Source organism: Streptomyces sp. NBC_00075 (assembly GCF_045041225.1).
GTDB classification, from domain to species: domain Bacteria; phylum Actinomycetota; class Actinomycetes; order Streptomycetales; family Streptomycetaceae; genus Streptomyces; species Streptomyces adonidis.
Map to the genome: position 1 here is coordinate 2022893 of NZ_CP108243.1, position 13247 is coordinate 2036139.

10 protein-coding genes and 1 pseudogene are annotated in these 13247 nt (G+C 72.5%); 6 read left to right on the forward strand and 5 right to left on the reverse strand.

Annotated features, from left to right (window positions below):
* Window position 1: 1 nt before the first annotated feature.
* Both OG787_RS08700 and OG787_RS08705 read right to left on the reverse strand, forming a co-directional pair.
* On the reverse strand, window positions 2-589 hold the full coding sequence (locus tag OG787_RS08700; RefSeq protein WP_369030434.1) for a (2Fe-2S)-binding protein: 588 nt from the start codon (window positions 587-589) through the stop codon (window positions 2-4).
* On the reverse strand, window positions 589-1485 hold the full coding sequence (locus tag OG787_RS08705; protein WP_405534801.1) for an FAD binding domain-containing protein: 897 nt from the start codon (window positions 1483-1485) through the stop codon (window positions 589-591). Before OG787_RS08705 ends, OG787_RS08700 begins: the two co-directional genes overlap by 1 nt.
* A 283-nt stretch (window positions 1486-1768) precedes the next feature.
* On the opposite strand from OG787_RS08705, the gene OG787_RS08710 reads away from it, so the two are divergent.
* Both OG787_RS08710 and OG787_RS08715 read left to right on the forward strand, forming a co-directional pair.
* Window positions 1769-3448 carry a PucR family transcriptional regulator gene (locus OG787_RS08710; protein WP_369030436.1) on the forward strand — a complete coding sequence of 560 codons (1680 nt, stop codon included), beginning with the start codon at window positions 1769-1771 and terminating at the stop codon, window positions 3446-3448.
* A gap of 216 nt (window positions 3449-3664) precedes the next feature.
* On the forward strand, window positions 3665-4438 hold the full coding sequence (locus tag OG787_RS08715; protein WP_405534802.1) for a hypothetical protein: 774 nt from the start codon (window positions 3665-3667) through the stop codon (window positions 4436-4438).
* 99 nt (window positions 4439-4537) lie between these two features.
* Here OG787_RS08715 and OG787_RS08720 read toward each other — a convergent pair whose 3' ends face one another.
* A complete protein-coding gene (locus OG787_RS08720; RefSeq protein WP_369030438.1) occupies window positions 4538-5398 on the reverse strand; it encodes a GntR family transcriptional regulator in 861 nt (286 codons plus the stop codon).
* Window positions 5399-5635: 237 nt separating this feature from the next.
* On the opposite strand from OG787_RS08720, the gene OG787_RS08725 reads away from it, so the two are divergent.
* Window positions 5636-6478, forward strand: a complete 843-nt coding sequence (locus tag OG787_RS08725; protein WP_369030439.1) for a (2Fe-2S)-binding protein — start codon at window positions 5636-5638, stop codon at window positions 6476-6478.
* Window positions 6479-6831: 353 nt separating this feature from the next.
* Window positions 6832-7878, forward strand: coding sequence for a DUF2637 domain-containing protein (locus OG787_RS08730; protein WP_369030440.1), 1047 nt, complete (start codon window positions 6832-6834; stop codon window positions 7876-7878).
* A 47-nt stretch (window positions 7879-7925) separates the two neighbouring features.
* On the opposite strand, the gene OG787_RS08735 is transcribed toward OG787_RS08730, so the two are convergent.
* Window positions 7926-8447: an ATP-binding protein gene (locus OG787_RS08735; protein WP_369030441.1), complete on the reverse strand. Its 522-nt coding sequence runs from the start codon at window positions 8445-8447 to the stop codon at window positions 7926-7928.
* A 315-nt stretch (window positions 8448-8762) separates the two neighbouring features.
* Window positions 8763-11264: a protein phosphatase 2C domain-containing protein gene (locus OG787_RS08740; RefSeq protein ID WP_405534803.1), complete on the reverse strand. Its 2502-nt coding sequence runs from the start codon at window positions 11262-11264 to the stop codon at window positions 8763-8765.
* Window positions 11265-11697: 433 nt separating this feature from the next.
* Between OG787_RS08740 and OG787_RS08745 the strand changes: the two are divergent.
* Window positions 11698-12692, forward strand: a pseudogene (locus OG787_RS08745) (helix-turn-helix transcriptional regulator).
* Window positions 12693-12760: 68 nt separating this feature from the next.
* Window positions 12761-13243 (forward strand): DUF456 domain-containing protein, encoded by a 483-nt coding sequence (locus OG787_RS08750; protein WP_369030444.1) that lies wholly within the window; start codon window positions 12761-12763, stop codon window positions 13241-13243.
* The last annotated feature ends 4 nt before the right edge of the window (window positions 13244-13247 follow it).

Below are 13247 nucleotides of genomic sequence, written 5' to 3' on the forward strand. Positions count from 1 at the left end.
GTCAGACCGCCTCTCCCTGTCGGGCCGCGGCCAGCCGGACCGCGTCCATGATCTTCTCGTAGCCCGTGCAGCGGCACAGGTTGCCCGACAGCGCCTCGCGGATGTCCGCGTCGGTCGGGTTGGGGTTCTGCTCCAGCATCTCGTCGGCGGCGACCAGCAGACCGGGCGTGCAGAATCCGCACTGGACGGCGCCGGCGTCGATGAACGCCTGCTGGATGGGGGCGAGTTCGACGCCCTCGCCGGTCTGGGAGTCCGTGCTGCCCTTGGGCTCCCAGCGCTTGGCCGCGTCAAGTGACGTACCGCAGGCGCCCGTTCCGCAACTGCCGTGTTCCGTACGCTGCTTGGCGTAGTCGGCGAGCCCTTCGACCGTGACGACCTCGCGCCCTTCGGCCTGGCCCGCCGCGACGAGACACGAGCACACGGGTACGCCGTCGAGGCGGACGGTGCACGATCCGCACTCGCCCTGCTCACAGGCGTTCTTGGAGCCGGGCAGGCCGAGCCGCTCCCGCAGGACGTACAGCAGGGACTCGCCCTCCCACACGTCGTCGGCCTCCTGCGGACGTCCGTTGACCGTGAAATTGACGCGCATTACGCGACACTCCCCTTCTTATGGGTCCGGCCGTCACTGCGGTACGACTCCCAGGTCCACGTCAGCGTGCGGCGGGCCATCACGCCGACCGCGTGGCGGCGGTAGCTCGCGGTGCCCCGGACGTCGTCGATGGGGTTGCAGGCGGCTGCGCACAGGTCGGCGAACTGCTTGGCGACCGACGGCGTGATGATCTTCCCGTTGTCCCAGAAGCCGCCCTCGTCGAGCGCCGCGTTCAGGAACTCCTCGGCCGCCTTCGCCCGGACGGGTGTGGGCGCTGCCGACCCGATGCCCGTACGGACAGTCCGGGACTCCGGGTGCAGCGCGAGGCCGAAGGCGCAGACCGCGATGACCATGGCGTTGCGAGTGCCAACCTTCGAGTACTGCTGGGGGCCGTCCGCCTTCTTGATGCGGACGGCGCGGATCAGCTCGTCGGGCGCGAGCGCGTTGCGCTTCACGCCGGTGTAGAAGTCGTCGATCGGGATCAGCCGGGTCCCCCGTACCGACTCGGCCTCGACCTGCGCGCCCGCGGCGAGGAGCGCCGGATGGGCGTCACCGGCAGGGGAGGCGGTACCGAGGTTGCCGCCGACGCCGCCACGGTTGCGGATCTGCGGGGAGGCGACCGTGTGCGAGGCGAGGGCCAGGCCCGGCAGCTCGCCACGCAGCTGCTCCATGATCTTCGTGTACGGGACCGAGGCGCCCAGGCGCACGCTGTCACCGTCGGTCTCCCACTCGTACAGATCTCCGATACGGGTGAGGTCGAGCAGGTACTCGGGCCGGCGGTGGTCGAAGTTGATCTCGACCATCACGTCGGTGCCGCCCGCGATCGGCACAGCGGTGGGGTGCTCGGCCTTCGCGGCGAGCGCCTCCTGCCAGCTGGCGGGGCGAAGGAAGTCCATGACCGGCTCTTTTCCTCTTCGTCTCGGCGTCTCGTGAGTCGTACCGACGGGTCGCGCCAATGGCTCGTTCATGTGCTGTTCACAGGGGATGAGATCAGTACACAGCGCTGTACTCCGCCCGGGTCAGTCACGGAAACCATGAAGGAGTTGGCTGGCCAGGGCGATCGTCTTGTAGATTCGTATGAACAGAGGTCATCAGTAACCTCTCTGATTTTCCCCGGAAACAGTGAGCGCCGCGCAGGCGGAAAAGCGCGGCTCGCAAAGAGAACGGCGGCGACGAGAAATGCGGCTGCGCGCACTGCTGGACACCGACGCGCTGGGCCTCAGGCTGCTCGGCGGCGAGGACGAGCTGGACCGCACCGTCCGCGGGGTGATGACCACCGACCTCAGGGACCCCAGCCGCTACCTCTCGGGCGGCGAGCTGGTGCTCACCGGCCTGGCCTGGCGGCGGGACCCGGCGGACTCCGAGCCGTTCGTACGGCTCGTGGCGGGGGCCGGGGTCGCGGCCCTGGCCGCGGGTGAGGCCGAGCTGGGGGCCGTCCCGGACGACCTGATCACGGCCTGCGCCCGGCATCGGCTGCCGCTGTTCGCGGTGCACGAGTCGGTGGCGTTCGCGTCGATCACCGAGCATGTCGTACGGCAGGTGTCCGGCGAGCGTGCCGGGGATCTGGCGGCGGTCGTGGACCGGCACCGCCGGATGATGACCTCGGGTCCGGCGGGCGGCGGCCCGGACGTGGTCCTGGACCTGCTCGGCTCGGACCTCGACCTGCGCGCCTGGGTCCTGTCCCCCGCCGGACGTCTCATCGCGGGCTCGAAGGTCTCGGGCCCGGCCCCGGCCCCCGACGTGTGCGCGGCCCTGGCGGCCGAGCATCTGACGGCGTCCCGCACCGGCCGACGCGGACCCCACCGGGTGGCGGTGGGCGGCACGACGTACTCCCTGTTCCCCGTCCGCGGCAACGGCCGTACCGCCACGCAGAGCGGCTCGCGGGACGTACGCGAAACCCTTCTCTCCGACTGGCTGCTCGCCGTGGAGGCGGACGCCGGGGACTGGCCGGCGGAGCGGCTCGACCTGCTCCAGGGCGTCACGCAGCTGATCGCGGTCGAGCGCGACCGGCGCGACACGGCCCGTACGGTACGGCGGCGGCTCGCCCAGGAGGTCCTGGAACTGGTGCAGACGGGCGCCCCGCCCGCCGAGATCGCGGCCCGGCTGCGGGTCGCCGCGCCGGTACTGCTGCCCGGCCTCGGCGCGGCCCCGCACTGGCAGGTCGTCGTGGCCCGCGTGGACTGGGCGGGCGGCGAGATCGAGGGCGGTCCGGTGGCCCAGGCGTTGCTGGAGGAAATCCTCGTCGACCCGCTGCTGGCGGGCCCGGAGCACTCCGACCGGATCGCGGTGGCCCAGACGGGCGACGAGGCGATCGCCCTCGTACCGCTGCCGGCGGTGTCGTCGGAGCACGACGGTTCGGAGACGGGAATCCTCGCCGAGGAGCTGCTGACCGCCGTACGGGACCCGCTGTCGGCGGGCCTGGACGACGACGGGCGACTCACGATCGGCGTCAGCGCGGCCGTGCACTCGGCGGAGGGGCTGCGCGGGGCCCTGGAGGAGGCACGGCACGCCCGCCGGGTGGCCGCGGCGCGCCCCGGCCGGGTGTGCGCGGCGGGCCACCAGGAACTGGCCTCGCACGTCCTGCTGCTCCCGTTCGTCCCGGACGACGTCCGCCGCGCCTTCACGGCCCGCCTCCTCGACCCCCTGCGCGACTACGACCGACGCCACCGCGCCGAGCTGATCCCGACCCTGGAGGCGTTCCTGGAGTGCGACGGCTCGTGGACGCGCTGCGCGACCCGGCTGCATCTGCATGTGAACACGCTGCGGTACCGGGTGGGGCGGATCGAGCAGTTGACGGGGCGTGATCTGTCACGGCTGGAGGACAAGCTGGACTTCTTCCTGGCGCTGCGGATGAGTTGAGCCCGCGGCGGCTTCGCGGCCACGGGTTCGGTGACAGGCCGTACGGGGCGTGCGGTCCTGGCGTGCGCCGGGTGAGAGCGGTTGCGTGGCAACCGGGCGATCGATCTTTCCCGACTTTGTGAAATCCTTCACCTACCCCCTTGGCCCGGTGCCGGGATTCATGCTGAGATGCCGCCACCACTCAACAAGCTCGATGGCGTGCTCGGGGAGGGCAACGTGGCGCATACCGCCATGTCTGGTTACGGAACGACCTCTGGTGACGATCCTCTCCAGACCGCGGTATGGCGGCTGCGCTCGCGCGCCTGCTGGGCGGACGCGGCGGCGCTGCTCGACCCCACCACGGCCGACGCCTCGCTCCAGCGGGCCGTGCTGCTGGTGGAGCGGTGCCTCTACACCGAGCAGGGCTGGGGAGAGGCCGAGGACGCGCTCCGTACGGCGGAGGCGCTGGCCCAGAGCGACGACGAGCGGGGTGCGGCGGCATGCGAGCGGGGGCAGTTGGCGTACGCGTCGACGCTGCTCGGCGTACGGGACCGTGCCGACGAGGCTCGGGCCGCGCTGGGGCGGGCCGCCGCGCTGATCCCGCCGGGGGCTTCCGGGCGGGCGGTGCTGGACTTTCGGCGGGGGTTGCTGGCGGAGAACCTGGCGGGGTCTCCGCAGGCTGCGCGGGCCGCGTATCGGCGTGCCCATGCGGGGGCGACCGCGCATGCGGATCCGCTGCTGCTGTCGTTCACCTGGCGTCATCTGGCCGGACTCGCCCTGCGGGACGGGGAGTTGGCGGAGGCGCGGCACGGGTTCGGTGAATCGCTGCGGATTCGGGAGGAGTTGGGGTATCTCGTGGGGACCGCGCCGGCGTTGGCCTCACTCGCCGATGCGGAGTCCGAGCCGGAGGCTTCGCGGTTGCGGGCGGAGGCTGGGCGGTTGTTCCGGTTGTTGGGTGGGGTGCCTACGTGGTTGGCGCGGCAGTTGGCTCCGCCGGCGGCGTCTGCCTAGTTGGTTGGGTGCGCCAACTGGGTGGGGTGGTTCTGTTGGCCGGCGGGTGCGGGTGCGTCGTGGCTTGTCGCGCAGTTCCCCGCGCCCCTTGAGGGCGCGTCAGTGGGCGCCTGTTACATGTTCTCGTGTCAGTGACTGGACCAACTGCACGTCTCTTGCCGTCAGTGCGTCCAGCAGGGCCATGTGATCCGCCGCGTCCGCCATGAGGGCCGCCGGCTTTGCGCCCACCAAGGGCCACTGGGCCCGGCGGTGGAGGTCTTCTGCTATCTGGACGAGTTGGGTGTTGCCGGCCAGGGACAGGACCGCCCGGTGGAAGGCCCGGTCGGATTCGGCGTAGGTGGCTCGGCAGCCGGTGGAGGCCGCTCGGGCCGTCGCCTCGGCCAGGGGGCGGAGTTCCGTCCAGCGTTCCGTCGGCACCGTGCGGGCCAGGCGGAGCATCACCGGGAGTTCGATCAGGGCGCGGATCTCGGCCAGCTCGGCCAGCTCGCGGGCGCCGCGTTCCACGACGCGGAAGCCACGGTTCGGGACGACCTCGACGGCGCCCTCCAGGGCGAGCTGCTGCATCGCCTCGCGGACGGGCGTCGCGGAGACCCCGAAGCGGTCGCCGAGCGCGGGGGCCGAGTACACCTCCCCGGGCGCCAGCTCGCCCCCGACGAGCGCGGTGCGCAGTGCGTCGAGGATCTGGCCGCGCACGGAGGAGCGCTGGACGACGGGGCGTGCCTGCTCGGTACGAGGGAGCGGGATCGGCCGCTCACTGTGCGTGTGCTCACCCCGGGCGTCGCCTCCCCGGGCGCCCGCTCCCGCGACCTCGCGGGCCGTCGGGCCGCTCGCCCCCTGGCGCCACCCCCGGTCCACGTCCGCGGCCCTGGGCTGCGGTGGGACGCGTACGGCACCCGGGCGTGAAGCCGGGACCCCTGTCTCGGGCGAGCCGTGCGCGCCCTGTGGGCCGGCGTGCTGCACGGGGGCCTCCTCCGGGCTAGATGGCACCTTGACGGCACATGGGGTCATTACGGCGGGTTGTTACTCGCCCGTCAAGCACCATAGGCGCACATTCCGTCAGTTCAAATCCCGATTCGCGTCCAGGTTCGATTCCGGGCCGGATCCGGTGTTAAATCCGGATCACATCTTGGGCATGATGGGTAAGGTAAGGCTTACCTTTGATCTTCGAACTGTCTCTCGAGATGCGGTGGTCCCGACATGTCCGCTCCCGCACAGGCCCGGTCCGCCGTCACGGACTCCTACGACCGGCTCGCCGAGGCCTACTCGCACGCGACCGTCATCGAACTGGGCCCTGGGCAGGAGCATCCGCGCGGCGACGGCTGGGTCCGGGCCGCCGGGCTCGCGGCGGCCGACACCGACCTCGACGCCTTCCTCGCCTGGGACCACGAGCAGGTCGTGCGGGACTACGAGGAGCCGGGCCGTCCGGACGTCGTCGCCGGTTTCGGGCTGCACCGGTACGCGTGGACCGCCTGTCTGCTGATCACCGTGCCGTGGTTCCTGCACCGCCGGGTACCCCGGCTGCCCGTGGAGGACGTCTCCTACCACCGCGTGGACGGGCGCTTCCGTGTCCGTCCGGGCACCTTCGCCTGCCTTCCCGGCGACCCCGCGGCCACCCTGCCCGGCGCCCGCGTCGTCGGCGACGAGGAGGCGCTGCGCGCGGAGGTCCGGGCCGCGCTCACCGAGCACCTGGAGCCGCTGCTCGGCGGTTTCGGGCCGCGGATGCGGCGGCGCGGCCGGGCCCTGTGGGCCGTGGTGACCGACGACGTCGTGGAGGGCCTGCACTACATAGGGCAGGTCGTCGGCGAGGCGGACCGCGCACAGCGGGAGCTGGAGCTGCTGCTGCCGGGCTCGACCAGGCCGTTCGTCGGCTCGGCCGGCTTCCGTGAGGTGACGACGCCGGACGGCGCGACGCTGCCCACCCGCGACCGCGCCAGCTGCTGCTTCTTCTACACGATCCGCCCGGACGAGATGTGCGACAACTGCCCGCGCACCTGCGAGAGCGAACGCGTCGCCAAGCTCGTGGCCGCCGCCGCGAGTTGAGGAACCCTCAGGGAATCCCCGGGAAACCGTCAGGAGTACCCCCCTGCCGCACGGGCCGGCGTGACGTGTCGTAAGATCCCCGCCGTAAGATCACGTTCGATTAGGTCTCCCTACGGTTACAGCCACTTCACAAGTTCCTCACTTGGCGCAGGAACTTTCCGTGGAACCACCCGTACGGGTAGTCTTATTCGAACTCAACTCCCGCCCCTCAAGCGGCAGTTCGAGCAGAATGTCGCCCTGAGTATCCCCTTGCACCTCCTTAGGCGGCCTCTTGCCCCGAAACCCCCTGAGGGCTGAGGGGATTGGGCCACTATGGCGGGCGTTACGCCCTATCCCAATGCAAGGGACCCCAGATGAGATTGACCGACATATCGCTTAACTGGCTGCTTCCGGGCGCCGTACTGCTCCTGGGCGTGCTGGCGGCGGTGGCGGTGCTCGCGCGCGGCAAGCGCTCCTCCGGGGCGAAGGCCGGCCAGGACGACTCGTGGGAGCGCACCGAAGAGCGCCGCAGGCGCAAGGAAGCCATATTCGCCACAGCTTCCTACGTACTCCTCTTCTGCTGTGCGGCGGTCGCCGCGGCGCTCTCCTTCCACGGCCTCGTCGGCTTCGGCGAGCAGAACCTGAACCTCACCGACGGCTGGCAGTACCTCGTCCCGTTCGGTCTGGACGGAGCGGCGATGTTCTGCTCCGTGCTCGCGGTGCGCGAGGCCAGCCACGGTGACGCGGCGCTCGGCTCCCGCATACTCGTGTGGCTGTTCGCGGCCGCCGCCGCCTGGTTCAACTGGGTGCACGCGCCCCGGGGTCTCGACAACGCGGGCGCCCCGCAGTTCTTCGCCGGCATGTCCCTGTCCGCCGCGGTCCTCTTCGACCGCGCGCTGAAGCAGACCCGCCGGGCCGCCCTGCGCGAGCAGGGTCTGGTGCCGCGTCCGCTGCCCCAGATCCGTATGGTCCGCTGGGCGCGGGCGCCCCGTGAGACGTACAAGGCCTGGTCGCTCATGCTCCTCGAGGGCGTGCGCAGCCTGGACGAGGCGGTCGACGAGGTGCGCGAGGACCGGCGCCAGAAGGAGCAGGCGCGACTGCGCCGCCGGGAGCAGGAGCGGGCCGAGCGCGCGCACCTCAAGGCGATCAGCCGGGGCCACCGCGGCCCGTTCGGCGGCGGTGGCGGCGGCGGTGGCCACCAGCAGGTCGAGGTGGAGCGGGCGCCCGCCCAGGTCACCTCGGAGCCTGCCATATCCTCCGCGGAGCAGCTGCCCTTGCGCGCCCGTCCCTCCCTCCAGCCCGTTCGTGGCAGCAGTGACTCGATCACGGTCGACCTCACGGCGGAGGACGACACGATGGCCCTGCCCCGCCTCGACTCCCTGGAGCGCAAGCTCCGGGACCTCGAGAAGCAGTACGGCTGAGCACTACCGCACGTTCTGAGCGCGACCGATACGGGGGCGCGGCCGATTCAGGCCGCGCCCCCGTTCAGTTCGAACCACACCGCCTTGCCCACGCCGTGCGCCCTGACCCCCCACGCGTCGGCGAGGGACTCCACCAGGACCAGACCTCTGCCGTGCGTACCGTCGTCGGCGTCCGGTACGCGCAGCCTCGGCCTGCGTCCCACGAAGTCCCGTACCTCCACGCGTAATCCGTGCGGCGAGACGGTGGCCGTCAGCACCGCGTCGCGGTCGGTGTGGACCAGTGCGTTGGTGACCAGTTCGCTGGTCAGCAGTTCCGCTATCTCCGAGCTGCCGGGCCTTCCCCAGTGCCGCAGCAACTCCCGCATGGCCCTGCGGGCCTCCGGTACCTCTCTCAGATCCGAACAGCCCAGCCTGCGCCTCAATTGCGACGCCTCCCCCCGGTTCACGCCATCGCCGTCGCGGATGCCGTGGTCTGTGTCGTTGTCGCTGCCGTTGTCGGTGTCTTCCTCCGCCTTCGTCGAGAAGGCCCCGATGGTTACGGGACCGCCTCCTCGTGCCTGCCTCTCCATGACCCCCGCCCGGACGCCGGTGTACTGTCCCCTCCTGATCGAACGCGTTCACGGGATCCATGCCCCCGACCTGAACACGGCAGTCATGTCGAATCGTCAACGACCGGATGTACGGGGATGGTTGGACCGTTCCTGGCCGGATCAGGACGTCGACCGCGCCCACCGGGCGCTGCTGGAGAGGCATATGGAGCGGACGCTGCGGCAGTTCACGCGCCCGGCCAGTCCGGGGCCGGGCGCGTGGCGGCGCCGAACCGGCCCAACTGTCCAGCAGGGGCTGCCGATCCGGCCGTAGGCCACTTCCTTCGACAGCTCCTGTCACGCCTCCCAGACCGCGGCGGCCGTACGGTCGTCCGCGTACCCCTTGACCCGCACCTGGGTGTCGGCGAGGAACGCGGCGAGGCCGGGCGGGGTGGGGCCGGACCAGCGTCCCGTGAGGTACTCGCACAGTTCGGGCTCGCCCCGCAGCGGCTCGGCGAGGCCGCCGGTGCACAGCAGGAGCGTGTCCCCCGGGCGGGCGACGGAGGCCCGGAACCGGAAGGGTTCGCGGGGCGGTTCGGGGGCGGGTTCGTACGGGCTCGGCGGGGTCGTGATCCCGAGGTCCATGGTGAGCCGGTCCCCGTCCGGGGTCTCGTGGGGCAGCGAACCGAATCCGACGACGGGCTCACCGGCCGGGATCTCGGCGACCCGGGGTTCGATGTCCTGCCACTCGCCGTCCCTGAGCCGGAACAGTCCGCCCGCGCCGACGCCGAAGAAGACGCGCGTACGGCAGTCGGGGTCGGCGGGGAGCAGCAGGCAGCGCAGGCCCGCGGTGTACTCCTCGGGCTCGATGCCCTGCTCGGCGGCGCTCGCGCGGAGCTTGCCGAGGCTGCGGTCGGTGAGCCGGTGCAGCCCCGACTTGAGGTCGCCGCGCCGGGCGGCCCGGATGTCCTCGGCGAGCCGCACATGGCTGCGCCCCACCGCGCGCCCGATCCACTGGCACGCCTCGGCGGCGGCCCGGTGCGCGCCGGGCGTGGCGCGGGCGCCGGTCGCCATGGCGATGAGGACGAGCGCCTGGTCACCCGCTCCGAAACGGGCGGTGAGGAGGGAGTCACGTCGGGGCTCCCCCCGGAAGCGCGCGGAGTCCCCGCGCAGGGAGACGGCCCGGAGCGTGCTGGCACCGTACTGCGCCCCGTCGAGCACGGTGTCCGCGACGAGGTCCCCCAGGTCGTCCGGGTCGGCGGGCGGAAGGGCGGTGGGCTCGGGCGCGTAGGTGGGGGGACCGGAACCGACGTGGTCGACGGCGGTGGGCGGCCCGTCGGCGTTGATCGCGGAGGAAGGGGCGGCGGGGTCAGCCACTCCGGAGCCCTCCCGCCGCTCCTGCGGCTCCTGCGGCTTCGGTGCCCCGGGCGGGATGGCCGGGATGTCCCGACGGGTCGGGGTACGGAGGAGGGAGGAGTCGGCCGGGGGACTGTCCTGGACGGCATCGCGCCGGGGTCCCCTCTTCGACGCGGCCCAGCCGGAGAGGGGCGCCGCCCCCGAGCCGGGCCGCCTGTCCGGAGGATCCTCCCGGGCGTCCGCGGATACGGGGCCGGTCGCGGCGTCCGAACGCGGCGGGGCGCCCCACACACCGTCCGCGGCACCCCTGATGTCGCCGCCTGCCTCCCGGGCACTCTCGCCGACGGGCCCCTCGGCGCCGGGCGTGGGCGCCTGCGGAGACGGCGGGGCGTCCCACACGGCATCCGTGACGTCCTTGGCGTCCGCGTTGTCGGCGCCTGCTTCCCGTTCGCTCTCGCGGGCCGACCCCTCGGCGCGGGGCGTGGGCACCTGCGGACGCGGCGGAGCGTCCCATACGGCATCCGCACCATCCGTGACGTCCCTGATCCCGGCGCCTGCCTCCCGGGCACTCTCGCCGACAGGCCCCCCGGCACCGGACGCGGGCGCCTGCGGGCGTGGCGGGGTCTCCCACACGGCATCCGCGCCGTCCCTGGCGTCCCTGATCCCGGCGCCTGCCTGCCGGGCGCTCTCGCGGGACGGCCTCTCGACGCCGGGCGTGGGCGGCTGCGGAGACGGCGGGGCTTCGTCCCACACGGCATCCGTCGTGTCAGCGCCTGTCTCCAGGGCGCTCTCTCGCGCCGGCCCCTCAGCGCCGGACGCGGGCGCCTGCGGACGCGGCGGGGCGTCCCACACGGCATCCGGGACGTCCTTGGCGTCCGTGTTGTCGGCGTCTGCCTGCTTGGCAGGGCCGCCGGGCGCGGGGGGCTGTGTGCGGTCCCGGAAGCCCGGGGGCTTGGGGCCGGGCGGGAAGGTCGCGGGGCCCGGGGGCATGGCGGGGGGTGGCTCCCAGGGGGCGCGGGGGCGCGCGGGGCCGTTGCCGCGCGGGGTGTCCCACATGCCGTAGGGGACCCCGCCACGCTGCGGCGGAAGCGAGACCGGGGCCGGAGGGGGAACGGGCGCCGGCGGAGGCACGGGAACCGGAGGGGGTACGGACCGCGACGGCAGCGGTGGCAAGGCCTCCGCCGCCAAGTCGTCCCACTCCTCGAAGGCACCGGATGCACCGGAAGCACCAGAGGCGCCGAAGGCATCCCCCGACACGGTCTCGCGCCCGAACACCGCTTCGTCCTCGTATCCGGACCCGTACTCCGGCTCATAAGCCGAGGACCCCTCCGGGGCATCCCCGTCCCGTCCCGGAATCGCGTCGACCGTGCCCGCCGCCGAGGCGAACCGGTCGTCCAGGGAGTCGCCCGCGGCCGTGGGCCCGGTGTCCTCGGTGGAGTCGTCGTACAGCTGCCCCCACCAGTCGTCCTCGTGACCGGTGGACCTCTCCCCCTGCTGGCTCATGCCCCCAATTGTCCACCGCACGGGCCGGATGAAAACGGGGCATCAGGAAAATCCGGCGGGGTGTTCCGTCGCGAACGGCGTGTTCGACGGCGTGTCGGATGACACGACGAACAGCCGTACGAAACAAGTCGCCGGGCGGCCCCACCCCCCACGGGAGAACCGCCCGGCGACGCCGGGGTGACCTGACCCACGAGCCCCCGCAGGCCCCACGAGTTCCAGGCCTGCGAGAGCCGCACAGCGCGCGCCGTACGTCGAACTGCCGTGCACGCCGGTCCGCTCCGACCCGAGTGTGACCGGTCTTCCTTGGGTTCCGCTGTGGTTGGCGGTGGCGACACCTTGGCAGAGGGAAGGGTGGTACGGCGATGATGTACCGAGGCGGGTTTGCGTCGTGGCCGGTTCCCGCCACGGACAACGTTGGGGAGGGCGGCGCCCGGTGCTTGCGGCGATAGGTCTGGACGAGGCGCACGAGTCGGCGTACCGGGCCCTGGTGGCCGTGGGCGCCGCCGATGTCCCCGATCTCGCACGACGGCTCTCGCTCGGCGAGTACGTCACCGAGCGCGCCCTTCGCCGACTGGAACGGCACGGACTCGCCGCCCAGTCGTCGGCGCGGCCCGGACGCTGGGTCGCCGCGCCGCCCGGGGTCGCGCTGGGCGCCCTGCTCACCCAGCAGCGGCACGAGCTGGAGAAGGCGGAACTGGCCGCCGCGCTCCTCGCCGAGGAGTACCGGGCCCAGGCCGCCGAACCCGCCGTGCACGACCTGGTCGAGGTGGTGACGGGCGCGGCGGCGGTCTCGCGCCGGTTCCTCCAGCTCCAGCTGGGTGCGAGCGACGAGGTGTGCGCGCTGGTCACCGGGAACCCGGTGGCCGTCACCGGCCCGGAGAACCACGCGGAGGAGCAGGCCGCCGACCGCGGCGTCGACTACCGCGTGGTCGTCGAACGGGCGGTGCTGGACCTGCCCGCCGGTGTCACCGAGCTGACCGCCGCGCTGAACCGGGGCGAGCGGGTCCGGGTCGTCGACCGGGTGCCGACGAAGCTGGTGATCGCCGACCGCTCGCTCGCCCTCGTCCCCCTCACCTCCCGTACGGCGGAGCCCGCCGCTCTCGTCGTCCACGCCAGCGGCCTGCTCGAACTGCTGTCGGCCTGTTCGAGTCGGTGTGGCGGGACGCGCTCCCGCTGCGCCTCGGCGTGGCGGACGACGGGTTCACGGAAGGTACGCCGGACCAGCCCGACGCCGCCGACCTGGAGATCCTGTCCCTGCTGCTGGCCGGGCTGACCGACGCGAGCGTCGCCAAACAGCTGGACCTGGGGCTGCGGACCGTACAGCGCCGGGTGAAGCGGCTGATGGAGCTGACGGGCGTGACGACCCGGCTACAGCTGGGCTGGCACGCGTACGAGCGGGGCTGGGTCGTCCGCGACCGACGCCCCTGAGCCCTCGCCCGGGATTCCTTCCCCTCCCCTGACCTGCGGTTTCGCCCGTACTCAGGCACGCTGGACAGATGGGAGCGTGGGATCTCCTGCTGATCGGCCTGGTGATGCTGTTCGGTCTGTGCGGAGTTCTGGTGCCCGGGGTGCCGGGGTCGTGGCTCGTATGGGCCGCGGTCCTGTGGTGGGCGCTGAAGGATCCGGAGGCGGTCTCCTGGTGGGTGCTCGTGGGTACGACCGTCGTCCTGTTCCTGTCCCAGGTGGTCCGCTGGCAACTGCCCCCGCGCCGACTGCGCGCGAGCGGCGCAACCCCCCGAATGGCGGTGTACGCCGGGACGGGCGCCCTGCTCGGCTTCTTCCTGTTGCCCGTGCTGGGCGCGATCCCCGGTTTCGTGGGCGGTGTCTATCTCCATGAGCGGCTGCGGCTGGGCCGGCACGGTGAGGCGATGGCGGCCGTGCGGAGGGTGATGCGGTCGGGCGGCACCAGCGTGCTCATCGAACTCTTCACCTGCCTGCTGATCGCGGGCGCGTGGCTGGGTGCCACATTCTGGGGCTGACACA